Origin of the sequence: Sulfitobacter sp. BSw21498 (genome assembly GCF_006064855.1) — a bacterium.
GTDB lineage: Bacteria > Pseudomonadota > Alphaproteobacteria > Rhodobacterales > Rhodobacteraceae > Sulfitobacter.
In genome coordinates, this window is record NZ_CP040753.1 from 203431 (window position 1) to 227262 (window position 23832).

25 protein-coding genes and 1 riboswitch are annotated in these 23832 nt (G+C 60.3%); of the genes, 16 read left to right on the forward strand and 9 right to left on the reverse strand.

The window, feature by feature from the left end; genetic code table 11:
* The 5 genes from E5180_RS01125 to E5180_RS01145 are packed head-to-tail and all read right to left on the reverse strand — an operon-like array spanning position 1 to position 3993.
* Positions 1-711 (reverse strand): alpha/beta fold hydrolase, encoded by a 711-nt coding sequence (locus E5180_RS01125; RefSeq protein ID WP_138922778.1) that lies wholly within the window; start codon positions 709-711, stop codon positions 1-3.
* A complete protein-coding gene (gene pcaD / locus E5180_RS01130) occupies positions 704-1492 on the reverse strand; it encodes a 3-oxoadipate enol-lactonase (RefSeq protein ID WP_138922779.1) in 789 nt (262 codons plus the stop codon). The genes E5180_RS01125 and pcaD overlap by 8 nt, the downstream gene beginning before the upstream one ends.
* A gap of 22 nt (positions 1493-1514) precedes the next feature.
* Positions 1515-2486: a threonine ammonia-lyase gene (locus tag E5180_RS01135; RefSeq protein WP_138925079.1), complete on the reverse strand. Its 972-nt coding sequence runs from the start codon at positions 2484-2486 to the stop codon at positions 1515-1517.
* Positions 2483-3307, reverse strand: coding sequence for an alpha/beta fold hydrolase (locus E5180_RS01140; RefSeq protein WP_138922780.1), 825 nt, complete (start codon positions 3305-3307; stop codon positions 2483-2485). Before E5180_RS01140 ends, E5180_RS01135 begins: the two co-directional genes overlap by 4 nt.
* On the reverse strand, positions 3307-3993 hold the full coding sequence (locus E5180_RS01145; protein ID WP_138922781.1) for a haloacid dehalogenase type II: 687 nt from the start codon (positions 3991-3993) through the stop codon (positions 3307-3309). Before E5180_RS01145 ends, E5180_RS01140 begins: the two co-directional genes overlap by 1 nt.
* 183 nt (positions 3994-4176) lie before the next feature.
* Here E5180_RS01145 and E5180_RS01150 point away from each other — a divergent pair, with 183 nt between their 5' ends.
* Positions 4177-4605 carry an FKBP-type peptidyl-prolyl cis-trans isomerase gene (locus E5180_RS01150; RefSeq protein WP_138922782.1) on the forward strand — a complete coding sequence of 143 codons (429 nt, stop codon included), beginning with the start codon at positions 4177-4179 and terminating at the stop codon, positions 4603-4605.
* A 95-nt stretch (positions 4606-4700) separates the two neighbouring features.
* On the forward strand, positions 4701-5813 hold the full coding sequence (locus tag E5180_RS01155) for a THUMP domain-containing class I SAM-dependent RNA methyltransferase (RefSeq protein ID WP_138922783.1): 1113 nt from the start codon (positions 4701-4703) through the stop codon (positions 5811-5813).
* 112 nt (positions 5814-5925) lie between these two features.
* On the opposite strand, the gene E5180_RS01160 is transcribed toward E5180_RS01155, so the two are convergent.
* The 3 genes from E5180_RS01160 to fabA all read right to left on the reverse strand — a co-directional run bounded on the left by E5180_RS01160 (position 5926) and on the right by fabA (position 8627).
* Entirely contained in the window at positions 5926-6717 is a 792-nt protein-coding gene (locus tag E5180_RS01160) for an enoyl-ACP reductase FabI (protein WP_138922784.1), read from the reverse strand.
* Between the two features lie 9 nt (positions 6718-6726).
* Positions 6727-7956, reverse strand: a complete 1230-nt coding sequence (fabB, locus tag E5180_RS01165) for a beta-ketoacyl-ACP synthase I (protein WP_138922785.1) — start codon at positions 7954-7956, stop codon at positions 6727-6729.
* A 161-nt stretch (positions 7957-8117) separates the two neighbouring features.
* The gene (gene fabA, locus E5180_RS01170; RefSeq protein ID WP_093733553.1) at positions 8118-8627 is read right to left on the reverse strand and encodes a bifunctional 3-hydroxydecanoyl-ACP dehydratase/trans-2-decenoyl-ACP isomerase; all 510 of its coding nucleotides are present in this window, start codon (positions 8625-8627) and stop codon (positions 8118-8120) included.
* Between the two features lie 193 nt (positions 8628-8820).
* On the opposite strand from fabA, the gene irrA reads away from it, so the two are divergent.
* Positions 8821-9240 (forward strand): iron response transcriptional regulator IrrA, encoded by a 420-nt coding sequence (gene irrA / locus E5180_RS01175; RefSeq protein ID WP_093733554.1) that lies wholly within the window; start codon positions 8821-8823, stop codon positions 9238-9240.
* 48 nt (positions 9241-9288) lie between these two features.
* On the opposite strand, the gene E5180_RS01180 is transcribed toward irrA, so the two are convergent.
* The gene (locus E5180_RS01180) at positions 9289-10161 is read right to left on the reverse strand and encodes a glycosyltransferase family 2 protein (RefSeq protein WP_138922786.1); all 873 of its coding nucleotides are present in this window, start codon (positions 10159-10161) and stop codon (positions 9289-9291) included.
* 114 nt (positions 10162-10275) lie between these two features.
* Between E5180_RS01180 and miaB the strand changes: the two genes are divergently transcribed.
* The 13 genes from miaB (at position 10276) to rpsA (ending at position 23602) form a co-directional block, all read left to right on the forward strand.
* Positions 10276-11595, forward strand: coding sequence for a tRNA (N6-isopentenyl adenosine(37)-C2)-methylthiotransferase MiaB (gene miaB, locus E5180_RS01185; RefSeq protein WP_138922787.1), 1320 nt, complete (start codon positions 10276-10278; stop codon positions 11593-11595).
* A gap of 264 nt (positions 11596-11859) precedes the next feature.
* Positions 11860-12390 carry an OmpA family protein gene (locus tag E5180_RS01190; RefSeq protein ID WP_441351454.1) on the forward strand — a complete coding sequence of 177 codons (531 nt, stop codon included), beginning with the start codon at positions 11860-11862 and terminating at the stop codon, positions 12388-12390.
* A 15-nt stretch (positions 12391-12405) separates the two neighbouring features.
* Positions 12406-12717, forward strand: a complete 312-nt coding sequence (locus E5180_RS01195; RefSeq protein WP_093733558.1) for a hypothetical protein — start codon at positions 12406-12408, stop codon at positions 12715-12717.
* Positions 12718-12871: 154 nt separating this feature from the next.
* Positions 12872-13861: a PhoH family protein gene (locus tag E5180_RS01200; RefSeq protein WP_138922789.1), complete on the forward strand. Its 990-nt coding sequence runs from the start codon at positions 12872-12874 to the stop codon at positions 13859-13861.
* Between the two features lie 67 nt (positions 13862-13928).
* Complete coding sequence (ybeY, locus tag E5180_RS01205; RefSeq protein WP_138922790.1) at positions 13929-14453, forward strand: rRNA maturation RNase YbeY; 525 nt, start codon at positions 13929-13931, stop codon at positions 14451-14453.
* Between the two features lie 20 nt (positions 14454-14473).
* Positions 14474-15382: a hemolysin family protein gene (locus E5180_RS01210; protein WP_138922791.1), complete on the forward strand. Its 909-nt coding sequence runs from the start codon at positions 14474-14476 to the stop codon at positions 15380-15382.
* Positions 15382-16899: an apolipoprotein N-acyltransferase gene (gene lnt, locus E5180_RS01215; protein ID WP_138922792.1), complete on the forward strand. Its 1518-nt coding sequence runs from the start codon at positions 15382-15384 to the stop codon at positions 16897-16899. The genes E5180_RS01210 and lnt overlap by 1 nt, the downstream gene beginning before the upstream one ends.
* 8 nt (positions 16900-16907) lie before the next feature.
* A riboswitch (SAM-SAH riboswitch) is annotated at positions 16908-16955 on the forward strand.
* A 4-nt stretch (positions 16956-16959) separates the two neighbouring features.
* Positions 16960-18144, forward strand: a complete 1185-nt coding sequence (gene metK / locus E5180_RS01220; protein ID WP_138922793.1) for a methionine adenosyltransferase — start codon at positions 16960-16962, stop codon at positions 18142-18144.
* A gap of 248 nt (positions 18145-18392) precedes the next feature.
* Positions 18393-19094, forward strand: a complete 702-nt coding sequence (gene trmB, locus E5180_RS01225; protein WP_138922794.1) for a tRNA (guanosine(46)-N7)-methyltransferase TrmB — start codon at positions 18393-18395, stop codon at positions 19092-19094.
* A 90-nt stretch (positions 19095-19184) separates the two neighbouring features.
* Positions 19185-20537 carry a 3-phosphoshikimate 1-carboxyvinyltransferase gene (gene aroA, locus E5180_RS01230; RefSeq protein ID WP_138922795.1) on the forward strand — a complete coding sequence of 451 codons (1353 nt, stop codon included), beginning with the start codon at positions 19185-19187 and terminating at the stop codon, positions 20535-20537.
* Positions 20537-21151 (forward strand): (d)CMP kinase, encoded by a 615-nt coding sequence (locus tag E5180_RS01235; RefSeq protein WP_138922796.1) that lies wholly within the window; start codon positions 20537-20539, stop codon positions 21149-21151. The genes aroA and E5180_RS01235 overlap by 1 nt, the downstream gene beginning before the upstream one ends.
* A gap of 92 nt (positions 21152-21243) precedes the next feature.
* Positions 21244-21621 carry a rhodanese-like domain-containing protein gene (locus E5180_RS01240; RefSeq protein WP_138922797.1) on the forward strand — a complete coding sequence of 126 codons (378 nt, stop codon included), beginning with the start codon at positions 21244-21246 and terminating at the stop codon, positions 21619-21621.
* A gap of 304 nt (positions 21622-21925) precedes the next feature.
* Positions 21926-23602, forward strand: coding sequence for a 30S ribosomal protein S1 (gene rpsA / locus E5180_RS01245; protein ID WP_237271345.1), 1677 nt, complete (start codon positions 21926-21928; stop codon positions 23600-23602).
* The last annotated feature ends 230 nt before the right edge of the window (positions 23603-23832 follow it).

A 23832-nucleotide genomic window follows, 5' to 3' on the forward strand; every position in this document is an offset into this window, starting at 1 on the left:
TTACCTCGGAATGATATCGTCGATGATCCGCGCCAGACCGGCGGGATCGGTAAAGAAGGGTGAATGCCCGCAGGCCATCTCATGAACATCCGCGCTTGGCCAGTCTTTCGTCATCGTGATCTGATAGGCCGGCGGGATGGTGCGGTCGTCCATACAGCGGATATAGCTGCGCGGCATGGCATCGGCGCGCGCGGTATCGGGCAGGGGTTTGATCGTCGGGGCAACAGCTTGTGCGCAGAGCCGAGCAGCCGCAAAGCCCGCGACGTCCGGTGGGCAATCGTGATAGAAAAGCGTCTCGGTCATGGCGGTATCAAGGGTAAAGCTTTTACCATCCGGTGCCAGACGTACGGCGGGCATTAAAGGTTGGCTCGGGGCCTGTTTGCGCATTTCTGCCAGCGATCGCCCCGCAGCGGGGACATAGGCGCATAGATAGATCAGCCGCGCCATTGCGCTTGGATCTTTTTGCGCCGCAGCACCGATGGCGAAGCCACCCATCGAATGGCCGACCACCACCGTTTCGGGCGTAGAGGCCGCAAGCACCGCGTTGGCATAGCCGTCCAGCGTTACCGCGTTGACGGGGGTGGTGTCGTCGCCGTGGCTTGGCAAGTCGATGGCGCGCGGGCTGTGCCCAAGCGCACGCAGCGCCGGGATCAGATCGCGCCAGCACCATGCGCCGTGACATGATCCATGAACCAATAGAATATCAGACATGTCCTACGCTTTCTAAAAATTCGGTCAGCAGATCCGCGTATTCCTGCGGGTGTTCGACACAGGGCAGGTGGCCGGCCTTGCGGATGATCTTGAACTTCGCCCCGGGGATGAGATCGATTGTTTCGCGCACCAGATCAGGCGGTGTTGATCCGTCATCGGAGCCCGCGATCCCCAGAACAGGCAGGCGCAGTGCCGCCGTGGTCGTATAAAAGTCCGTGCCCGATATCGCGGCAGAGCATCCCGCGTAGCCTTCCGCCGGTTGACGCACGACCATGTTGCGCCAAAGCTCAATTTCAGGCGTGGCGCGGAAGGGAGCGGCGAACCAGCGTTCCATGATCGTGTCGGCCATCGGTTCAATCCCGCTGTCCTGCACGGCGCGCACGCGGTCGGCCCACATATCCTTGGTGCCGATCTTGGCGGCGGTATTAGACAGCACCATCGCGCGGATCAGGTCCAGCCGCTTGGTCGCGAGCCCTTGGGCGATCATCCCGCCAATCGACAGGCCGACAAAGACGCAGCCCTTCACGCCCAAATGATCCAGCAGCTTTTCCGTATCGCCGATCAGCGCACCCATCGCATAGGGCGCAGGCGGACAAGACGACAGTCCATGACCGCGTTTGTCAAATCGGATGATACGCAGTCCCTTGGGCAGCAGCGGCAGGATCGGGTCCCAAAGGCGCAGATCGGTGCCCAGTGAATTGGCAAACACGACAGGCGCGCCATCGTCAGGCCCATCCACGCGGTAGTGCAGGCGCACATCGCCGGTATCGAAAATATTCATGTCAGAACCTCCTCAGGGGGTATCAATCAAGGGTGGCGAGCGCGCGGGTAAAAACATCCGTATCCACATTCCCGCCCGAGATGGTGACGATCACATCATCGCCTTCGATCTCGTCCCTGCGAAACAGAGCGGCGGCGAGGGCGACGGCACCGCCGGGTTCTGCCACAAGTTTCAGCCGGTTGAACGCATGGCCAATCGCCTGCAGCGCCTCGTCATCAGTGACGACAAGACCGGGGCCACACAATCGTTTGAGGATTGGAAAAGTCAGGTCGCCCGGTTGCGGCGTAACGATGGCATCGCAGATCGACCCGCCAAGCGCCGCATTGCGCTTGATCTGCCCTGCGGCCAGCGAGCGCGCGGCATCGTCAAACCCTGCGGGCTCGGCGGTGCGGGCGCGCAGCCCCGGCGCGTCCGCCTCGAGCGCCAGCGCAATGCCAGAGGTCAGCCCCCCGCCGCCACAGCAGACAATGACATCCGCGCGGGTGATCCCCGCCTCGGCGGCCTGCTGCGCGATCTCAAGCCCGGTGGTCCCCTGACCCGCAATGACAAGCGGATCGTCGAACGGTTTGATCAGCGTTAGTTCCCGTTCCTGCGCCATAGTAGCGCCAATCGCGTTGCGGTCCTCGGTCATGCGGTCATACAGCACAACTTCGGCCCCAAGGGCACGGGTGTTGGCGATCTTCAGGCGCGGCGCATCGGCAGGCATGATAATCACCGCAGGCACGCCGTGCAGTTTGGCTGCATAGGCAACCCCTTGGGCATGATTGCCGCTGGAAAAGGCGATGACCCCCTTGGCCCGTACCGACGATTCCAGCGCCGATACCGCCGACCAGCCACCGCGAAACTTGAAGCTGCCGGTGTGTTGCAAACACTCGGGCTTAATCCAGATGCGCCGACCCGCGATGTCATCCAGAAACGGAGAGTTCAGCAAAGGCGTGCGCCGCACATGGCCTTCCAGCCGCCCCGCCGCGGCGCGGATCATGTCGATATTCATTGGATCATGCCGATCCATTTCTTCAAGGCCTCAACCGCCTCGGGTTCGTCCAGAAACGGAATATGCCCGCGCCCCGGCACCCGCGCGACCACCATGTCGGGACGGCGGCGTTCCATCTCTTGCAAGGTTTCCTCGCTCAGCAGATTGGACGCCATGCCACGGATGCAGGCAATCGGCAGCCCGTCAAGCGCTTCAAAGAACGGCCAAAGATCGGGCGAGGGGGCCGAAAACGCTTTGGCCACCGCATCGCGCAAATGCCTGTCATAGGTGATCTGCAGCCCGTTTTCGGTCTGGGTGTAGTGCTTTTGCGCTTCCTCCAGCCAGCGGCTGTCGGGTACGTCGTCAAATTCGGGGAACACACGCGGCATGGCAGCCGCGGCTTCGGCGTGGGTCTTGGTGGCGGGGTTCCGGCCAATGAATTCCATGATGAAATCCAGCCCCTGCGGGTCGATATGTGGGCCGACATCGTTAAAGGCGACGCCCAGCAACCGGTTCTTGGCTGCCTTGGCCAACCCCAATGCGTTCAGCCCCCCGCGTGACGTCCCAAGCACGGCGACCTTGTCGATTCCGAGATGGTCCAGCAGCTCCAACGCGTCGCGGCATTCAACGGGTGGGGAATAATGCGACCAGTCGGGATCAAAGTCGGATTGCCCCCGCCCGCGATAATCCATCTTGATCAGACGCACGTTTTCCAGATGCGGAGTGACATAGTCGAAATCCGCCGTGGTCCGCGTTAATCCCGCCAGGCAGAGAATCGGTAGCCCCTGACCTTCGTCGGCAAAATAGAGCGATAGCCCGTCGGATGTGGTGAAATGAGCCATTATACGCCTGCCAGTTCTGGGATGCCGTTCAGGTCCTGCAGCACATGAACGGGTTTCCACGGCAAACGGTCCATCGGTTCGCCCGCACGGTTGACCCAGGCGGTCGTGAAGCCAAAGCCGGTTGCCGCCGCTGCATCCCAGCCATTGGACGATACAAACAGCACTTGCGATGGCGTGCAGCCGAACTTTTGGCCGACCAGTTCATAGACACGCGCATCAGGCTTGAAGATCCCTACGCTTTCGACCGACAAAACGGCATCCAGCGTGTCGGCCAGACCGGCGGATGACACCGCCCCTTCAAGCATTGCCGGCGACCCGTTCGATAGGATCGCCGTGTTCAATCCCGCATTCTTCAATGTTTTCAGCATCCTAGGCACTTCGGTAAATGCCTGAAGCTCCCAGTACAGCGCCAGCAAACGTGCGCGCAGGGCAGGGTTGTCGTCGTGTCCGGTCTTTTCCAGTGCCCAGTCCAGGCCCTCTTGGGTGACCTGCCAGAAGTCATCATGGGCACCGGTGACAGCGCGCAGCCAAGAGTAGCTTAACTGCTTTTGCCGCCAGTGTTCCGCGACTTGTGGCCAGCTGTCCTTTATCGCTGCAAAGTCCGGCTCTGATGCGGCTTGCCGTGCGGCCGCGGCCACATCGAACAAGGTACCATATGCATCGAACACGCATGTTGTTATCGCCATGATTTCCCCCCCTGAATTATCCTGCCGCAAGACTGTCACGCGCTGCCCGAACAGAAAAGGCCGAAAAACTGGCCGCATGGGGGTTTACGACAGGGCGCAGGCTTGAAACACTGCGTGCCGAACCCGGAGCACCCGCGCAGATACGTGGCCTCCTGTATTTTCCCCTATAGACTGGAGCTTTCTATGACGCAGGTTAAATCCGGCGATACCGTTGCTATTCACTATACTGGTACGTTGCTTGACGGCAGCACCTTCGACAGCTCGGACGGACGCGAGCCTTTGGAATTCACGGTCGGGTCCGGCCAGATTATCCCCGGCCTCGATACCGCGATTCCCGGCATGGAAGTCGGCGATACCAAGACCGTCAAAATCGACAGCGCCGAAGCATACGGCGATGTGAACCCTGAAATGCGCCAAGCTGTACCGCGCGAAGGCATCCCTGCGGACATCCCGCTGGAAATCGGCACGCAGCTGCAGATGCAAACACCCGACGGTCAAGCGATGCCGGTGATGGTTGTTGAAGTGGACGAATCCACTGTCACACTTGATGCCAACCACCCGCTGGCTGGCAAAGACCTGCAGTTCGACATCGAACTGGTGAAAATCGCCTGATCAGGCGCATACAGTCCGGCGCTTTTGATCGCGCCGGACTGGCTTGTCCCAAGAAACCGCTCGAAACCTCGCGCGCCGCGCAGTAAGCAGCGGTTATGGACAGTCAAAACACCTTCGACATTTTTATCGTGGCCACCCCCGGTCTGGAAGACATGCTTCTGGCCGAGGTGACGGAAAAAGGCTTTGCCAATCCCGTCACCACGCCCGGCGGGATTACGGTGCAGGGCGGCTGGCCCGAGGTCTGGCGCGCCAACCTGCAACTGCGCGGTGCCTCGCGCGTGCTGGCGCGGATTGGGTCATTCATGGCGTTCCACCTGGCGCAACTTGATAAACGTGCACGCAAGTTCCCGTGGGGCGATGTGCTGCGCGCCGATGTGCCGCTGCGGGTGCAGGTGACCACGAAAGCCTCCAAGATTTACCACGCCGGTGCCGCAACACAGCGGATCGAGACCGCCCTGCGCGAAAGTCTCGGGGTGACGATCTCGCCCGAAGCGGCGCTGGTGCTCAAGGTGCGGATCGACGATAATGTGGTGACCATCAGCCTCGACACATCGGGCGAGTCGCTGCACAAGCGCGGCCACAAAGAGGCCGTAGGCAAAGCCCCCATGCGCGAGAATCTGGCCTATTTGATGCTGCGTCAGGCGGGGTACACCGGCACCGAGACTGTGGTCGACCCGATGTGCGGCTCAGGTACGTTCGTGATCGAGGCCGCCGAGATCGCCATGGGCCTGAACCCCGGCCGCTCGCGCCATTTCGCTTTCGAGGACCTCGCTAGCTTTGATCCCGATCAATGGGCCGCTATGCGTGACAATACCGCCACGTCGACGCCGCTGCGGTTCTATGGTTCCGACCGCGACGCCGGTGCTGTCCGGATGAGCGGGATGAACGCTGAACGGGCAGGGGTATCAGAGGCAGTGCAGTTCGAAAACCATGCCGCGGGGGAGCTGACCCCGCCAGACGGACCACCCGGCCTTGTTATGGTGAACCCGCCCTACGGCGGCCGCATCGGTAACAAGAAACTGCTTTATCCGCTCTACGGGACGCTTGGACAAACGCTGCTAACCCGCTTCAAAGGCTGGCGCGTCGGCCTCGTCACGTCAGAACCGCCCTTGGCCAAAGCCACCGGTCTGCCGTGGAAACCCCAAGGCCCCGCCATCGCCCACGGCGGCATGAAGGTCTGGCTCTACCAAACCCCCCCGTTGCGCTAAACACGCCGCACCATTTCCAAATGGGGAAAAATCCCGGGGTCCCGGGGCAGAGCCCCGGAAATAGAACTTTGTGGCAGAGCCCCGGATCGCCAGTATCGTATCTGCAGTGTGCTTACAGGTTATCCGCCTGCGGCATTCCCAGTACATGGAACCCACCATCAACGCGGATGATCTCGCCCGTGGTGCAGGCACCGGCATCAGAGGCCAGATAGACCGCTGTCCCGCCAACGGCTTCCAGCGTCGCGTTGGACCGCAAGGGGGCGTTCATGTCGGTGTGCTTATAGGTCTTGCGCGCCCCGCCAATCGCGGCACCAGCGAGCGTTTTCATCGGGCCGGGGCTGATTGCGTTGACGCGGATGCCTTCGGGCCCCAGATCATTCGCCAGATAGCGCGTGGCGCTTTCCAGTGCGGCTTTGGCTACGCCCATTACGTTGTAGTTGGGCGTTACACGATTTGACCCCATGTAGGTCAGCGTCAGCAGCGTGCCGCCATTCTCGACCATCAGCGGATGCGCCCGCCGTGCGACCTCGATGAAGGAATAGGCCGAGATATCCATCGAGTTTTTAAAGTTCTCGCGGCTGGTGTTCAGGAAACGGCCCGTCAGCTCTGACTTGTCGGAAAACGCGATGGCGTGGACGACGAAATCGATCGTGGGCCAACGCGCGCCCAGTTGGTCAAACGCGGCATCAAGCGAGACATCGTCGGTCACATCGACATCGACCATAAAGTCAGACCCGACGCTTTCAGCCAGCGGTTTAAGACGCGAGCCAAAGGCTTCCCCCTGATAGGTGAACGCCAGTTCCGCACCGGCCCCGGCCATCGCCTTGGCAATGCCCCAAGCGATGGAACGTTCATTCGCGACACCCATGATCAGGCCGCGTTTTCCTTTAAGCATTTCTGACATTTGCTGCCCTTACTCTTGGAACTTGGAAAGGATCATTGATCCGTTGGTGCCGCCGAACCCAAAGGAGTTGGTCATCACCGAATCTAGACCGGCATTGTCCACGCGCTCCAGCGCGATTTCGGAGGGGTCCAGTTTCGGGTCCAGATCAACGACGTTGATGGATTTCGTGATAAAGTCATGTTTCAGCATCAACAGGCAGAACACTGCCTCTAGTGCGCCGGCGGCCCCTTGGGCGTGGCCGGTCATCGATTTGGTCGAGCTGACGGGTGGCGTGCTGCCTTGGCCAAAGACGCGGCGGACCGCTTCGATTTCGCCGACATCGCCGACGGGTGTGGATGTGCCATGCGCGTTGATATAGCCGACCTTGCGGCCCTCGGGCAGGGTTTCCAGCGCCAGACGCATGGCGCGTTCGCCACCCTCGCCAGAGGGGGCTACCATGTCGTGCCCATCGGATGTCGCCGCATAGCCGGTAACTTCGGCATAGATGGTGGCACCACGGGCCTTGGCGTGCTCAAGCTCTTCGAGCACCAGCATGCCGCCGCCGCCCGAAATCACGAACCCGTCGCGGTTGGCGTCAAAGGCGCGGCTCGCGGTTTCGGGGGCGTCGTTATATTTGCTGCTCATCGCGCCCATGGCGTCGAACAGGCACGACAGCGTCCAGTCCAGTTCTTCGCCGCCGCCTGCGAACATCACGTCTTGCTTGCCCAACATGATCTGTTCGGCCGCGTTACCGATGCAATGCAGCGAAGTAGAGCAGGCCGAGGTGATCGAATAGTTGATGCCTTTGATCTTGAAAGCAGTCGACAGGTTCGCGCTGACGGTGGACGACATGCATTTTGGCACGGCGAACGGCCCGATACGCTTGGTCGCGCCGGTGTCGCGCACGACATTATGCGCGGTGAACAGCGCCGAGGTCGACGGCCCGCCGGAGCCCGCCACAAGGCCGGTGCGCGGGTTGCTGACCTGGTCTTCGCTCAGGCCGGCGTCCGCGATCGCTTGCTGCATCGCGATATAGGCATAGGCCGCGCCGCCGCCCATGAAGCGCAGCGCGCGTTTGTCGATGTGGTCGGCCACATCAATCTTGAGCGTCCCTGCAACGCGGCTGCGAAAGCCGTGCTCTGTCATTTCGGGGCTGGCGACGATGCCGCTGGTCCCGTCTTTAAGCGATGCCAGAACTTCTTCTGCATTGTTTCCGATGGACGAGACAATTCCCAATCCTGTGACAACGACGCGGCGCATGGGCTGCACTCCCTTGATCTGTGTGGGGCGGGTGCCCTCTTGATGCTGCGCGGCCCGCGCGTGTTGCGGGGCCGCACGTTCGTTTCCCGTTTGCCGCCTATGGGGCGACAAATCAAGTCATCAGTCTGTCTGGATGATCAGCAAGATGCTCGGAAGTCCGCTCAGCTCTCGCTCAGCGCGACCTTCATGTCTTTGACCTGATAGATCACTTCGCCGTCAGCTTCGACGATGCCATCGGCAACGCCCATGGTCAGGCGACGGGTCTGGATCGCTTTGGTAAAGTCGATCTTGTAGGTCAGCAACTTGCGGTCAGGGCGTACCATACCGGTCAGTTTCACTTCGCCGACGCCAAGCGCATAGCCGCGCCCCTGCCAGCCGCGCCAGCCAAGGTTAAAGCCGGTCAGCTGCCACAGGCCATCAAGGCCAAGACAGCCGGGCATGATCGGGTTGCCGGGGAAGTGGCAGTCAAAGAACCACAGGTCAGGCGTGATGTCGAATTCGGCCGTGATGTGCCCTTTGCCGTGGGCACCGCCATCAGCGGATACGTCTGTAATACGGTCCATCATCAGCATCGGCGGGGCGGGCAGCTGTGCGTTGCCTTCGCCGAAAAGCTCGCCACGGGCGCATTTGAGCAGGGCTTCTTTGTCAAAGCTGGTGGGGTAGTCGGCCATAATATCGCGGCTCCTGAGGGCTGAATTTCAAGTCCCGGCAGGTTTAGCATTGCGCACCGCAGGCCCGCAAGGGCGCAGGCAGATCGCATTTACGCCACGGCGCAGGGCGGCGTTGGCAGGTGTTTCGGGATTTCCGTTTGAAAACCGCAGGCTTTGCCCTTTATATATAGGACATGAGAGGTACCTATAGCCAATGACCCAAACAACACAGCAGATCAGTTCTGAGTGGCTTGCCAAAGCGGGCCTGCGCCCCACGCGGCAGCGCATGACGCTGGCGCATCTGTTGGTGGGCGACGGTCAGCACCGCCATGTCACCGCCGAAAGCCTGTTTGACGCAGCCAAGGGGCAGGGCGATGCCGTGTCGCTGGCAACCGTCTACAATACCCTGCGCGCCTTTTGCGATGCGGGGCTGATGCAGGAAGTCACGGTTGACGGGTCCAAAAGCTATTTCGATACCAACACCCATGATCACCCCCATTTCTTCTGGGAGGACGAGGCGCGTCTGTCCGATGCCCCCTCTGATCAGCTTGTGATCGCGCAGCTGCCTGACGCCCCCGAAGGGGCCGAGATCGCATCGGTCGATGTGGTGATCCGTCTGCGCCGCAAGGTTTAGGCCGCGGCTGCCAATCGGGCGCGGGCGTATTTCACCAACTGCACCGCGCTAGAACCATTGTCCCGGTTCCATCAGACCCAGATCCAGCAGCTGCCGTGAATGCCATTCAAACGGCGCAGAGTTGTGCCATTTGAAGGTTGCAATGCTGCCCGTGCTGCCCGGATTGGACTTGAGCGCCTTGGCCGTGCGGAACGAGCAAACGGAGGCTGTGATATTGTGATGCCACGGGCAGGCGTAGGTGTTGTATTCCTGATCCGAGAACGTGTGATCGCCAAGCATCTGCAAGCCGGGTTTGGCGCGGAACAGGGAAATGCGGTCGATCTTGCGCCGCGCCGCTGGCACGTGTTCCTCAAAGCGCCACCGTAATCCGCCAAAGAAATCCAACTGCCGCTCTTTGGGGGCGGTGTCAGGCGTCTCTTGACGGGCCAGCGCGTAATAGCCGGACCGATCCATAAGGGCATTGTCCAAGGACACGGCGTTGGGTGCCGCCTCAAGATCATCTGCGTAGAGGTCGACAACATAGGCCAACATCGCATCGCGGCGCTCTTCGGTGTGAAACGCCAGCATCTCGCCCACGGTGCGCGTCTCGCAGAAGGGGTAGAACAGGTATTCCGCGTTATAGCAGACATACAGCCATTGCCCCGGCGCGGCCTCGATCACGGCGTTCACCGCATCTTCGATCGCGCCTTCGCGGTCCATGTCGTAATCTACCCGCAGCACGCCTTTGCTTTCGGCCACATCGCGGGCCAGTGCAAAGCTGGGGGGCATAAAGGCAACCAACGTGCCGAACCCAAGCTGCTGGTGATGGCGCAGCGTTGTCTCGATCTCTATGGCGTCTTCGACCATGATCAAGGCGATGGGGCCCTTGCTCAGCACGGTTTTGCTGTCGCTGATGAAATGGTCAAGACTACGATATTGCATGACACCCCGGTGGAAACTGCGCTTTGTCCTAAATCTGTCAAATCGGGACGCATTGCAAGAGAACGCTGGCACTGTTAGACCGCGCTTTTGCACCTTTGATCAACGGACCCTGCCATGACCGCGCCAAAAAAGCTGTTCATCAAGACCTACGGTTGCCAGATGAACGTCTACGACAGTGAACGTATGGCCGAGTCTCTGGGCGATACTTACGTCGAGACAAAGACCGCTGCCGATGCGGATATGATCCTGCTGAACACCTGTCACATCCGGGAAAAAGCGGCTGAAAAAGTCTATTCCGAGCTGGGCCGCCTGAAGCCGCTGAAAGAGCTGAACCCCAATCTGAAAATCGGCGTGACCGGTTGCGTGGCGCAGGCCGAAGGGGCAGAGATCATGCGCCGTCAACCGGCTGTTGATCTGGTCGTCGGGCCGCAATCCTATCACCGGCTCCCCGCCATGGAAGCCCGCGTGCGGTCCGGCAAGACTGCGCTAGATACGGATTTCCCCGAAGAAGACAAATTCGAAAAGCTCAAGGGCCGCGGCAAGGCGAAACGCGCACCCTCTGCATTTCTGACCGTGCAAGAAGGGTGCGACAAGTTCTGCGCCTTCTGCGTGGTGCCCTATACCCGCGGTGCCGAAGTCTCGCGCCCTGCAACCCGTGTGCTGACCGAAGCGCGCGAACTGGTAGAACGCGGCGTGCGCGAAGTCACTTTGCTGGGTCAGAACGTCAACGCCTATCACGGCGTGGGCGCAGAGGGCGCGGATTACACGCTTGCCCGCCTGATCCAAGAGTTGGCCAAGATCGACGGGCTGGAACGGATCCGCTATACCACCAGCCACCCCAACGACATGGACGACGCGCTGATCGCGGCACATGGCGAGATCGACAAGCTGATGCCCTATTTGCACCTGCCCGTTCAATCGGGGTCCGATCGTATCCTCAAGCGGATGAACCGCAGCCACACCGCCGAAAGCTATCTGCGGCTGATCGAACGCATCCGTGCCGCACGGCCCGATATCGTGATGTCGGGCGATTTCATCGTCGGCTTCCCCGAAGAGACAGACGCGGATTTCGAGGCCACGATGCAGCTCGTCCGCGAGGTCAAATACGGATATGCTTATTCGTTCAAATACTCGACCCGCCCGGGCACCCCCGCCGCTGAACGCCCGCAGGTAGAGGCCGCCATCGCCGACGCGCGCCTGCAACGTCTGCAAGGGTTGATCACCGGCCAACAGCGCGAGATCCAGAACAGCATGGTCGGCCGTGACCTGTCTGTACTGGTGGAAAAAACCGGCCGCGAGGTAGGGCAAATGGTGGGTAAATCAGAATACCTCCATTCTGTGCATATTGACGATGCGCAGGCCAATATCGGCGATGTGGTCCGCGTCAGAATCGTTGATGCCAAAACCAATTCACTGACCGCACGGCAGATTTAAGTGTCGCAAGCCGCGCTTTGCCCGCAAAGATTGTAGACCAAAACGGCTGCAATCTCGGGTAAATGGCGTAAGTGTGGCAGTAATATAGTAAATATGGCCGCATTCGCGCTTCACAGAGCCTCGTTTACCTCCTAATCTTACAACATATAGCGGACGACCGTGGTGCCTGGGGTATCTCTGGGTTTTCCGACTGGGGGACAGAAGAAAAGGACGAGGGCTGTGTTCAATACAATTTCCAAGGGGCTACGGCTGTTTGCGGGCACCATGATCGCCGCGACATTCGTGCTTCAGGCATCTGCTGCCGATGCACAAACAAGATCTCAACAGGGCCGCGACAAGGGCCAGTATATTCCAACGATCTGGGTTGATCCCGACGGGTGCGAACACTGGGTCATGGATGACGGTGCCGAAGGCTACATGACACCGCATGTCACACGTCAGGGTATTCCGGTCTGCCGCCGGGGGAACGTCTGCGGCGTGATGGATACGGACCAGTTTTTCAAGACTGACAGCTACCGCGTGCACCCGCAGGGCCGCGCGCGTCTGGCTGAATTCTTCAAGTCGACAGGTGCAGTGTCCTATATCGTCAGCGGTCACACCGACAGCCGTGCGTCGGATGCCTATAACATGAAGCTGTCGCTGAACCGTGCCAATGCTGTCGCCAGTATCGCACAGCAGTCGGGGGCCCGCATCGCGGATGTTCGCGGCTACGGCGAGCGGATGCCAGCAGCGTCCAACGGCACATCGGGCGGTATGGCCAAGAACCGCCGCGTCGAAATCATCTGCATTCGCTAAGGGGACAGTAACGTGATGAAAGCTAAGATTATGATGGTCACCGCCTGCGCCCTGACACTGGGTGCTTGCGCTGACTACGAAGGCCGGGGCTACCCCGCCGATAAATCCGTTGACCGCGGTTTCGACAAAAAGCACCTGAGCCAGCTTCAGGCCGGTATCTGGGTCGACCCCAATGGCTGCGACCACTGGATCATCGACGATGGCGTCGAAGGCTACCTGAGCCAGCGCTTGGACAAATACGGCAAGCCGGTTTGCTCTGGTGTGGCGCAGCCGACCTATACGGCGGGTGATTTCAAAGGCGGTTCGCGCGTCCGAGATCCAAACTGATCTTGAGACAACTCCTGCACATAGGATCGGGCCGGCGCGTTTTACGCTCCGGCCCTTTTTTGTCGGTGCCAAGGGGTACACAGTTTGAAAACGGGTCCCATATTAATCCAAAGACATCTCCAATTAGGAAAACGCTTTGCCATCTAGTGATACAATGACACCTCCCGCCTCTAACGCGCAGCAGCTTGAATTTCCGGATAACCGGCTGCTGATCGACCTGTGCGGCCCTTATGACGCCAATCTGACCGCCGTGGAAACGGCGCTCGAGGTGCAGATTGTGCGCCGAGGCAACCAGCTGTCGGTGATCGGCGAAGATGATGCGACAACGCGTGCCGTGGCGGTGCTGAACGGGCTATATGCCCGGCTTGAAGGCGGACGCAGCGTCGAACCTGCGGATGTCACCAGCCTGTTGCGCATGGGTGATTCCGCGGCAGGGACAGGCGTACGTCCGGGCGACCAGATCGAGATGCCCAATCTTGGCGGCGTCGAAATCCAGACCCGCAAGAAACGGGTCGAACCCCGCACCGCGGCACAAAAGGCCTATGTGCAATCGCTGTTTGACAATGAACTAGCCTTTGGCATCGGGCCCGCCGGCACGGGCAAAACCTATCTGGCCGTGGCTGTGGGCGTGTCGATGTTCATTGGCGGCCATGTTGATCGCATTATCCTGTCGCGCCCCGCGGTCGAAGCAGGCGAAAAACTTGGCTATCTGCCGGGCGATATGAAGGACAAGGTCGATCCCTACATGCAGCCGCTCTATGATGCGCTGAACGATTTCTTGCCCGGCAAACAGCTGGCAAAGCTGATCGAAGAGAAAAAGATCGAGATCGCACCGCTGGCCTTTATGCGCGGGCGGACCCTTTCGAATGCTTTTGTTGTATTGGACGAGGCGCAGAACGCGACCTCTATGCAGATGAAGATGTTCCTGACCCGTTTGGGCGAAGGGTCGCGTATGGTGATTACAGGCGACCGGACCCAGATCGACTTGCCACGCGGCGTGCCGTCGGGGCTGCAAGACGCGGAACGGCTGCTCAAGACGATCCCCAAGATCAGCTTTAATTACTTCACGTCCAAAGACGTGGTGCGTCACCCGCTAGTTGCCGCGATCATCGAAGCCTACGAAGCAGATACGGGCCACGCGTAATGCCCGGCTGCTTCATTTTGCCAAATAAACTCCGGGGGGCCGGGGGCTGGCCCCCGGTGCGGCGCTGATGCAGGCGCTGGACGTAATCGAGGAAGATCCGCGTTGGGCCGATTTGGACCTAGAGACGCTGTGCCCGCGTGCGATATCGGCCACGCTGGCGCATCTGTCGCTGGAGGCCAGCGCCGCCGAGGTCACTGTGCTGGCCTGTGACGACGCGCATATTGCCACGCTGAATGCTGATTTCCGCGACAAACCCACGCCGACCAATGTACTGAGCTGGCCCGCGGAAGAACGCGGTGCCGCGCAGGATGGCGATATACCGCTGCCGGTCACGCCGGGGTTCGACAATATGCTGGAACTCGGCGATATCGCGATTTCATATGATACCTGCCACGCCGAGGCAGAGGCCGCAGGCAAGCCGATGGTTGATCATGTGACCCATTTGATCGTTCACGGAGTGCTCCATTTGTTGGGCTATGACCACGAACGGGACGGGGATGCGGCCCTGATGGAACGGTTAGAGGTAGAAATACTTGGTAAATTAGGGTTGGATGACCCATATAGAGACGACGCAGCGCAACTGCCTGCCTAACCACATAAAGACAGGACCCGATGGGCGATACAGACGGATCATCTGAGGCGGCGCAAAGCGCGCAGTTGGAAGACATAAAACTGGCCTCCGAGGCTGAAGAAACCGAAGATACCCCTAAATCCGGTGGCTTCTTTTCCCGGGTCATGGGTGCACTCAGCGCGTCAGACCCCGAGGAAGAGGAGGAAATGACTGCGGCTCAGACCGACCGGCTTTCCACGCGCGGCATGATGAACCTGCGCCGGATGCGGGTCGAAGACGTTGCGGTGCCCAAGGCGGATATCACCGCCATACCCGTCGGCTCGACGCTGGATGAATTGGTGGGCGTGTTCAAAGAGAGCGGCCTGACGCGGTTGCCGGTTTACGACGGGACGCTCGATACGCCCGTTGGTATGGCCCACCTCAAGGACCTGGCGCTGACCCACGGTTTTAATGGCAGATCCGCCGAGTTTGATCTGAAGGCGATGCTCCGTCCCTTGTTGTTTGTACCGCCATCAATGACCATTGGCGTGCTGCTGACCAAGATGCAGGCGGAACGGCGTCACATGGCGTTGGTGATTGACGAATATGGCGGCGTCGACGGGCTGGTCACGATCGAAGACCTCATCGAACAGGTGATCGGCGAGATCGAAGACGAACATGACGTCGACGAAGGGAAATACTGGACCGTTGAAAAACCGGGCTGCTACCTTGCGCTGGCCAAAACGCCGCTGGATGATTTCGAGGCAGAGATCGGACGTTCGTTGACCGACCACGACGATGTGGACGAAGAGGAAATCGATACGCTTGGCGGGTTGGTCTTTATGCTGTCGGGTCGGGTACCGGCGCGCGGCGAAGTGGTTGTGCACCCCGACGGCCCCGAATTCGAGGTCATCGATGCGGATCCCCGCCGGATCAAGCGGTTGCGTGTGCGTATGGCCGGATCTCACTGATGACACTGCGCAGTGCCGCTTGGATGCGGTTCGGGGCAGCGGTGCTTGCCGGCGTTGCCGCGGCCTTTGGGCAGGCCCCGTATGATCTGCCGCTGGTTTTGCTGGCCGCCCTCGCAGCGGTGCTGCTGATCTACCGCCGCATTGCAACGTCGCGCCAAGCGGCTGCGATCGGCTGGGGTTTTGGCTTTGGGTATTTCATCCACGGCTGGTCATGGCTGGTGTCGCCCTTCATGGTTGATCCCGAACGCTACGCCTGGATGGCCCCGTTTGCCGTAGTCGGGCTGACCGGCGGCTTGGCGCTGTTCTGGGCAGCGGCGTTCTATGGCGCGCGCAGGTTGTCCGCGCAGGTTTGGCCGCTGATCTTCGTGCTGCCCGCCGCAGAAATGCTGCGCGGGTATCTGTTTACTGGCTTCCCTTGGGGCATGTTCTCGCAATCCTTGGTTAACGTATGGCCGGGGCAGGGGCTGGCACTGATCGGCCCCTACGGGATGACACTTGCGGTTGTCGCGCTAGCCGTGGCCGTGGTGCAGCGCGCCGGTGGATCCGTGCTGCGTCAGGCTGCTGTCTGGGGCGCGCGCGTATGCACTGTGCTGGCTTTGACCGTCCCGTTCGGCGGTCCAGATGCCGTTTTGACCCAGCATATGATCCGCATGGTGCAGCCCAACGCGGCGCAGAAAGACAAGTGGGATCCCGCCAAGATTCCGGAGTTCTTTGATCGTCAGCTCGCTTTGACCAGCGCCGCTCCGGCGCAAGGGGATGCGGCCCCTGATCTGATCCTTTGGTCCGAAACCGCCATCGCGTGGCCGTTGGATCTGGCCCATGGCGCGTTGACCTATATCAGCGAAGCCGCAGCCGGTACGCCCGTGGTGCTGGGGGTGCAGCGGCGCGACGACATGGCCTATTACAACTCGGCTGTGCTGCTTGGCCCCGATGCAGAGGTGGTTCAGATCTATGACAAACACCATCTGGTGCCCTTTGGCGAATACATCCCCTTTGGCGACATTCTGGGTCGGATAGGACTGCGCGGCATGGCGGCACAGTTTGGCAGCGGCTTTTCCTCTGGTCCGGGCGCAGAGCTAATGGATCTGGGGGATCTGGGTGCCGCGCTGCCGTTGATCTGCTACGAGGCCGTGTTCGCCCGCGACGTCAACGCGGCACCGGCGCGTCCGGCGTTTCTGATGCAGCTGACCAATGATGCGTGGTTTGGCAAGGGGCAGGGGCCATTGCAGCACTTGGCCCAAGCGCGGATGCGCGCGATAGAGCAGGGTCTGCCCATGGCGCGCGTCGCCAATACCGGCGTGTCGGCGATGATTGATCCATGGGGCCGCATCACGAAAAGCCTTGCCTTGAACCAAGCCGGCTTTCTGGATGCACGTTTGCCCGGCCCACGCCCTGCGACACCCTATAGCAGGTGGGGCGAATGGCCGTTTCTTTTCATCACTTTGGCAGGATTTGCCCTTGTTATCCTGCGCAAACGTCGCAACTTAAAGTTTGACCACAGGGGCAGGCATAGCTAAGCCCCGCTAATCGGCCACAACGGCTTCCTGACGTGGCTATGAAACCTATTGGAGCACTAAATGTCCCGCAAGAATTATACGTTCACTTCGGAATCCGTTTCCGAGGGCCACCCGGATAAGGTCTGCGACCGGATTTCCGACGCAGTACTTGACGCCTTTCTCACCGAAGAGCCCGAAGCGCGGGTGGCAGCCGAGACTTTTGCCACAACCAATCGGGTGATCATCGGCGGCGAAGTGGGCCTGTCAAACAAGTCCAAATTGGACGAATACCTTGGCAAGATCGACGGCATCGCCCGTAAGTGCATCAAGGATATCGGGTACGAGCAGGACGAATTCCACCACGCCACCTGCGAGATCACCAACCTGCTGCACCCCCAGTCGGCGCATATTGCGCAGGGTGTGGACGCGTCGGGCGACAAGGAAGAAGGGGCAGGCGATCAGGGCATCATGTTCGGTTTCGCCACCACTGAAACGCCAGAGCTGATGCCGGCGCCGATACACTATGCCCATGCGATCCTGCGCCGTCTGGCCGAGGTGCGCAAAGACGGCACCGAGCCGACGCTGCGCCCTGACGCGAAAAGCCAGCTTTCCGTGCGCTATGAAGACGGCAAACCTGTTGGCGTGTCCTCTATCGTGCTGTCGACGCAGCACGCCGACGCGGGCCAGACCAGCGCCGATATTCGCGATATTGTCGAACCTTATATCACCCAAGTCCTGCCCGAAGGCTGGATCACACCGGACACCGAATGGTGGGTGAACCCGACGGGGACATTCGTGATTGGCGGTCCTGACGGTGATGCCGGCCTGACCGGTCGCAAGATCATCGTGGATACCTATGGCGGTGCGGCACCGCACGGGGGCGGCGCGTTCTCGGGCAAAGATCCGACAAAGGTTGACCGCTCTGCTGCCTATGTCGCGCGCTATCTGGCCAAGAACGTCGTCGCCGCGGGTCTGGCAGAGAAATGCACGATCCAGCTGAGCTATGCGATCGGCGTATCAAAGCCCTTGTCGATCTATTGCGACACCTATGGCGGCGACGCCGATGTGTCGGATGCCGCGATTGAAAAAGCGATCCGCCAGATCATCGACCTGACCCCACGGGGCATCCGCGAGCATCTGGAGCTGAACAAGCCGATCTATGAACGCACAGCTGCCTATGGCCACTTTGGCCGCGCGCCCGAAGCGGACGGCGGGTTCAGCTGGGAAAAGACCGATCTGGTCGATGCACTGAAAGCCGCACTGTAAGCAAGCGCGGTATTGGACGCGAAAGGGCAGCCCGTGGGCTGCCCTTTCGCTTTGGCGGGGTGCGCCCAAAGGGGGTGCGGCGCGCCCAAGCCGGGGCGCTTGCCGATAGAGATATGGCTGATGCTCTTGGTCAGGAACCCTTTGATCCGTGTCGGGATCATCGCAAAGCCGTCAGCAAGACGGGCTTTTGCGTCGGGGGATCACGCGGAATGTTGCGCCCGTAGCCATCGCAGGCTAAAGCCAGCGCCATGACACATCCAGAACGCCCCCGCCGCAATTTCTACGGTCGCCTTAAAGGCAAATCGCTTAAGCCAAGCCAGAAAGGCTATATCGAAGAGGACCTAGAGGCGCTGTCCCCCGGTCCCGTCGATTGGGATGCGAACCCTGACCGCACACCGCTGGATCTGCCGACTTTGTTTGATGGCAAACCTGTCTGGCTCGAGATCGGCTTTGGCGGTGGTGAACATATGGTGCATCAGGCCGCCCAAAACCCCGACGTGGGTATCATCGGCTGCGAACCCTATATCAACGGGGTCGCGATGCTGTTGGGCAAGATCCGCCGCGCGGGGGTCGACAATGTGGCGATCCACCCCGGCGATGCGCGCGATATCTTTGACGTGCTGCCCGAGGCGTCGATTGACCGCGCTTTTCTGCTCTATCCCGATCCTTGGCCCAAGACCCGCCATCACCGGCGCCGGTTCGTGACGCCTGAACACCTTGAACCGCTGGTGAAGGTGCTCAAGCCCGGTGCGATTTTCCGTGTCGCGACGGATATTGAGGACTATGTGCGCCAGACGCTTGAACAGGTGCCGCGCCACGGGTTCGAATGGCTGGCCGAACGCCCCGGCGACTGGAAAGAACCGTGGGGCGATTGGATTTCCACGCGCTACGAACAAAAAGCCCTGCGCGAGGGACGCGTGCCGCATTACCTGACCTTCCGCAAGATCTAAGCGGCAGGCAGGCTGCCCCGACGCGGGCAATGGACGGCACGGGATCGCTGGTTTAAGACGGACTTTCAGGAAGTTTTTTGAGGGTTCTCCATGTCCAGCCAAGCCACGCCCGTCCCGATGACCTCTACCGCTTGCGGCCCGCTGTCCGGCGTGGCCGAGGTGCCCGGCGACAAGTCGATCTCGCACCGTTCCCTGATTTTGGGCGCGATGTGTGTGGGGGAAACCACCATCAGCGGTCTGCTTGAAGGTGATGACGTGCTGGACACAGCCAAGGCGATGCAGGCCTTCGGCGCAGAAGTCACCAATATGGGCGGCGGCAACTGGTCGGTGCGCGGCGTCGGCGTTGGCGGTTTTGCTGAACCTGACGGGGTGATCGACTGCGGCAACTCCGGCACGGGGGTACGGTTGATCATGGGGTCGATGGCAACATCCCCGATCAGCGCGACATTTACCGGCGACGCAAGCCTGAACGGTCGCCCCATGGCGCGGGTCACGGACCCGCTAGCGCTGTTTGGCACGCAAGCCGTGGGCCGCAAAGGCGGGCGTTTGCCGATGACCATCGTGGGGGCCGCTGACCCGGTGCCTGTACGTTACACTGTTCCGGTCCCGTCGGCGCAGGTAAAATCTGCCGTGTTGCTGGCGGGCCTGAACGCCCCAGGCAAGACTGTCGTGATCGAGGCCGAGGCCACGCGCGACCATACCGAGCGCATGTTGGCGGGCTTTGGCGCTGAAATCACAGTCGAAGACACCGACGAGGGCCGTGTGATCACTCTGACCGGCCAGCCAGAACTGCAAGCGCAGCATGTCGATGTCCCGCGCGATCCGTCCTCGGCTGCGTTTCCTGTCTGTGCCGCGTTGATTGTGCCGGGGTCGGATGTGCTGGTGCCAGGCATCGGGTTGAACCCGACGCGGGCAGGGCTGTTCACCACATTGCGCGAAATGGGGGCCGACCTGACCTATGAGAATGAACGGACCGAGGGCGGTGAGCCTGTTGCTGATCTGCGGGCAAAGTTTTCGCCCGATCTGAAAGGCATCGAGGTGCCACCAGCCCGCGCAGCGTCGATGATTGACGAATATCCGGTGCTGTCTGTCGTCGCCTCCTTTGCGCAGGGCCAAACGATGATGCGCGGCGTCAAAGAGCTGCGCGTCAAGGAAAGCGACCGGATCGATGCGATGGCCAAGGGGCTGCGCGCCAACGGGATCGAAGTGGACGAGGGCCCTGATTGGTGGGCGGTAACCGGACGGGGGCACGGGAACGTGCCGGGCGGTGCGACCTGTGCCAGCCAGCTGGACCACCGGATTGCAATGTCTTTCATGATCCTTGGCATGGCCGCGGCGTCGCCCGTCAGTGTGGATGACGGGGCACCCATCACCACGTCCTTCCCGATCTTCGAGCCGCTGATGAAACGTCTTGGTGCGAATGTGACACAGGGGGAGGCATAATGCTGGGATTTACCGTTGCGATTGACGGGCCAGCTGCGGCGGGCAAGGGCACCGTAGGGCGCGCCGTCGCTGCACATTTCGGCTTTGCGCATCTGGATACCGGCCTGCTGTACCGTGCCGTCGGGGCCAAGGTGCTGGACGGCATGACCGCCGAAGAGGCCGCGCTGACCTTGCAGGCCGATGACCTCGAGAATGACCAGCTGCGCACCAACGCTGTGGCAGAGGCTGCAAGCCTCGCCGCTGCAATTCCCGCTGTGCGTGCCGCCTTGGTCGATTTCCAGCGCAGCTTTGCCATGCGGGCAGGGGGCGCGGTTCTGGACGGGCGTGACATCGGCACCGTGATCTGCCCCGATGCGCCGGTAAAGCTGTTCATCACCGCCACACCAGAGGTGCGCGCGCAGCGCCGCTTTGTCGAGCTAAGCGCCAAAGGGGCAGAGGTCACACTCGAAGGGGTTTTGGCCGATGTTCAGGCCCGCGACGCGCGCGACAGCACCCGCGCCGAGGCACCATTAAAGCCCGCCGAGGATGCCGAACTGATGGACACGTCGACAATGGATATCGAAACGGCCGTGGCGCGCGCAATTGCACTGGTGGCAGCGCGGCAGGGTGTTTGAGCGCGCTGGAACGAATGGCGGCGTTTAACGTTGGTCCAAGACGTGCTTAGCGCTAAGCTCGGCGCGACATGAATTAACAAGAGGTGCTGATTATGAAGACCGCTCAAGATTATCTCGACGCTGCCAATGCCGTTGTCCCCAAGATGGACGCTAAAGATGCGATTGCGAAACACGCCAAGGGCGAAGGCATCTTCATTGATGTGCGCGACTCTGGTGACATCGCCAAAAGCGGCACAATCAAGGGCGCACACCGCGTGCCGCGTGGCATGATCGAATTCCGCGCCGATGCGAACAAAGAAGAGATGTATAACCCGATCTTCAAGAAAGACGCGGAAATCTATTTGATTTGCGGGGCGGGCGGCCAAGCCGCGTTGTCGGGCAAGACCCTACACGACATGGGCTTTAGCAATGTCACCAACATTGGTGGTTTCCCCGGCTGGAAAGACGCGGGCGGCCCGACCGAAGCCTAAGCGTCACGGCGCATGACGGATCACGAGAGGGCAGGCTGCGGTCTGCCTTTTCGCACGTCATATCCCCCCGCATACGCAGGCTATAAAGGGTGCCAGCCCTTGCGTTTGCTAAAAAACGGGACTATACGCGCGACTGTCTAAGGGGCGGATACACGTTTCGGGCGCAGTATATCAGGCAGGGTCGATTTCATCCGGCCCTCTTTGTTTTGCGGATCGAATCCCATCGTGGATGACAACTTTAACCACAGACCGGCGGAGACAACCGCGCGGCCAGAAACCAAATGCTAAAGGAAAATCAAGCTACATGGCTATGAACTCAATGGAAGACTTCGAAGCACTTTTGGAAGAAAGCTTTGAAATGGACACGCCCGCAGAGGGCTCAGTTGTCAAAGGCAAGGTTATCGCGATCGAAGCGGGCCAAGCCATTATCGACGTCGGCTACAAGATGGAAGGCCGCGTCGAGCTGAAAGAATTTGCCGAGCCTGGCGAAGCTCCGAAAGTGGAAGTCGGCGACGAAGTCGAAGTGTTCCTGCGTCAGGTTGAAAACTCGCGCGGCGAAGCTGTTATCTCCCGTGAGATGGCGCGTCGCGAAGAAGCTTGGGACCGTCTGGAAAAAGCCTATGCCGCAGAAGAGCGCGTTGAAGGCGCGATCTTTGGCCGTGTTAAAGGTGGCTTTACCGTTGATCTGGGCGGCGCTGTTGCCTTCCTTCCCGGTTCCCAAGTTGACGTGCGCCCCGTGCGTGATGCCGGCCCTCTGATGGGTCTGAAGCAGCCGTTCCAAGTTCTGAAAATGGACCGTCGTCGTGGCAACATCGTTGTATCGCGTCGTGCAATCCTTGAAGAATCCCGTGCCGAACAGCGTGCCGAAGTGATCGGCAACCTGACCGAAGGTCAGGAAGTTGATGGTGTGGTCAAGAACATCACCGAATACGGTGCGTTCGTTGATCTGGGCGGCGTTGACGGCTTGCTGCACGTCACAGACATGGCATGGCGTCGTGTGAACCACCCATCCGAGATCCTGGCGATCGGCGAAACCATCAAGGTTCAGGTCATCAAGATCAACAAAGAGACGCACCGCATCTCCTTGGGTATGAAACAGCTGCAAGAAGATCCATGGGATCTGGTTCAAGCCAAGTACCCGCTGGAATCCACGCACACTGGCCGCGTCACCAACATCACCGATTACGGTGCATTTGTTGAGCTGGAGCCAGGCGTTGAAGGTCTGGTTCACGTGTCCGAAATGTCTTGGACCAAAAAGAACGTACACCCCGGCAAGATCGTTTCCACCAGCCAAGAAGTCGAAGTCATGGTTCTGGAAATCGATGGCGCCAAGCGTCGCGTTTCCCTTGGTTTGAAACAGACCATGCGCAACCCATGGGAAGTGTTCGCTGAAACACACCCAGAAGGCACCGAAGTCGAAGGCGAAGTCAAAAACATCACCGAATTCGGTCTGTTTGTTGGCTTGCCAGGCGACATCGACGGTATGGTTCACCTGTCCGACCTGAGCTGGGACCAGCGCGGCGAAGAAGCGATCCAAGACTACCGTAAAGGTGACACGGTTCAGGCCGTTGTTTCCGAAGTCGACGTTGAAAAAGAACGCATCAGCCTGTCGATCAAAGGTGTGGGCGGCGACAAGTTCGCAGAAGCAGTGGGCGGCGTGAAGCGCGGTTCCGTTGTGACTGTGTCCGTGACCTCCATCGAAGAAGGTGGCATCGAAGTCGAATACGAAGGTATGAAAGCCTTCATCCGTCGCTCCGATCTGTCGCGTGACCGTGCCGAACAACGCCCCGAGCGTTTCTCGGTTGGTGACAAGGTCGACGTACGCATCACCAACGTGGACGCGAAAGCGCACCGTCTGGGCGTCTCGATCAAAGCACGCGAAATCGCAGAAGAGAAAGAAGCAGTCGAGCAGTATGGCTCCTCTGACTCCGGCGCATCCTTGGGTGATATCCTGGGTGCCGCTCTGAAGGGCGACGAATAAGCCTTAGCGCTTATCGCACACAATCTCGGGCCTCGCAGTGCAGACTGCGGGGCCCTTTTTCGTTCCGAATCGCAAGGGGGTGCATTGGGGCGGGCGAGGGCGGCTGGCCGCGCCATTCCGGGTGCCGGTGTGAATTATGGCCAAAAAATGACTGCAAAACAGCGACTTCCCGCCGTTTAATCACGATAATAGAAATTTGGATGACTTCACGAACGCGTTTGGTTTGCTAT

Coding starts and splice junctions, on each gene's coding strand:
- E5180_RS01235 (WP_138922796.1), top strand. CDS start 20,537: ATGCTGGGATTTACCGTTGCGATTGACGGGCCAGCTGCGGCGGGCAAG.
- E5180_RS01140 (WP_138922780.1), bottom strand. CDS start 3,307: ATGGCTCATTTCACCACATCCGACGGGCTATCGCTCTATTTTGCCGAC.
- E5180_RS01125 (WP_138922778.1), bottom strand. CDS start 711: ATGTCTGATATTCTATTGGTTCATGGATCATGTCACGGCGCATGGTGC.
- E5180_RS01240 (WP_138922797.1), top strand. CDS start 21,244: ATGAAGACCGCTCAAGATTATCTCGACGCTGCCAATGCCGTTGTCCCC.
- E5180_RS01150 (WP_138922782.1), top strand. CDS start 4,177: ATGACGCAGGTTAAATCCGGCGATACCGTTGCTATTCACTATACTGGT.
- E5180_RS01195 (WP_093733558.1), top strand. CDS start 12,406: ATGAAAGCTAAGATTATGATGGTCACCGCCTGCGCCCTGACACTGGGT.
- E5180_RS01160 (WP_138922784.1), bottom strand. CDS start 6,717: ATGTCAGAAATGCTTAAAGGAAAACGCGGCCTGATCATGGGTGTCGCG.
- rpsA (WP_237271345.1), top strand. CDS start 21,926: ATGGCTATGAACTCAATGGAAGACTTCGAAGCACTTTTGGAAGAAAGC.
- E5180_RS01135 (WP_138925079.1), bottom strand. CDS start 2,486: ATGAATATCGACATGATCCGCGCCGCGGCGGGGCGGCTGGAAGGCCAT.
- metK (WP_138922793.1), top strand. CDS start 16,960: ATGTCCCGCAAGAATTATACGTTCACTTCGGAATCCGTTTCCGAGGGC.
- aroA (WP_138922795.1), top strand. CDS start 19,185: ATGTCCAGCCAAGCCACGCCCGTCCCGATGACCTCTACCGCTTGCGGC.
- fabB (WP_138922785.1), bottom strand. CDS start 7,956: ATGCGCCGCGTCGTTGTCACAGGATTGGGAATTGTCTCGTCCATCGGA.
- E5180_RS01145 (WP_138922781.1), bottom strand. CDS start 3,993: ATGGCGATAACAACATGCGTGTTCGATGCATATGGTACCTTGTTCGAT.
- ybeY (WP_138922790.1), top strand. CDS start 13,929: ATGCAGGCGCTGGACGTAATCGAGGAAGATCCGCGTTGGGCCGATTTG.
- pcaD (WP_138922779.1), bottom strand. CDS start 1,492: ATGAATATTTTCGATACCGGCGATGTGCGCCTGCACTACCGCGTGGAT.
- irrA (WP_093733554.1), top strand. CDS start 8,821: ATGACCCAAACAACACAGCAGATCAGTTCTGAGTGGCTTGCCAAAGCG.
- E5180_RS01200 (WP_138922789.1), top strand. CDS start 12,872: ATGACACCTCCCGCCTCTAACGCGCAGCAGCTTGAATTTCCGGATAAC.
- fabA (WP_093733553.1), bottom strand. CDS start 8,627: ATGGCCGACTACCCCACCAGCTTTGACAAAGAAGCCCTGCTCAAATGC.
- E5180_RS01210 (WP_138922791.1), top strand. CDS start 14,474: ATGGGCGATACAGACGGATCATCTGAGGCGGCGCAAAGCGCGCAGTTG.
- E5180_RS01155 (WP_138922783.1), top strand. CDS start 4,701: ATGGACAGTCAAAACACCTTCGACATTTTTATCGTGGCCACCCCCGGT.
- lnt (WP_138922792.1), top strand. CDS start 15,382: ATGACACTGCGCAGTGCCGCTTGGATGCGGTTCGGGGCAGCGGTGCTT.
- E5180_RS01180 (WP_138922786.1), bottom strand. CDS start 10,161: ATGCAATATCGTAGTCTTGACCATTTCATCAGCGACAGCAAAACCGTG.
- trmB (WP_138922794.1), top strand. CDS start 18,393: ATGACACATCCAGAACGCCCCCGCCGCAATTTCTACGGTCGCCTTAAA.
- E5180_RS01190 (WP_441351454.1), top strand. CDS start 11,860: ATGATCGCCGCGACATTCGTGCTTCAGGCATCTGCTGCCGATGCACAA.
- miaB (WP_138922787.1), top strand. CDS start 10,276: ATGACCGCGCCAAAAAAGCTGTTCATCAAGACCTACGGTTGCCAGATG.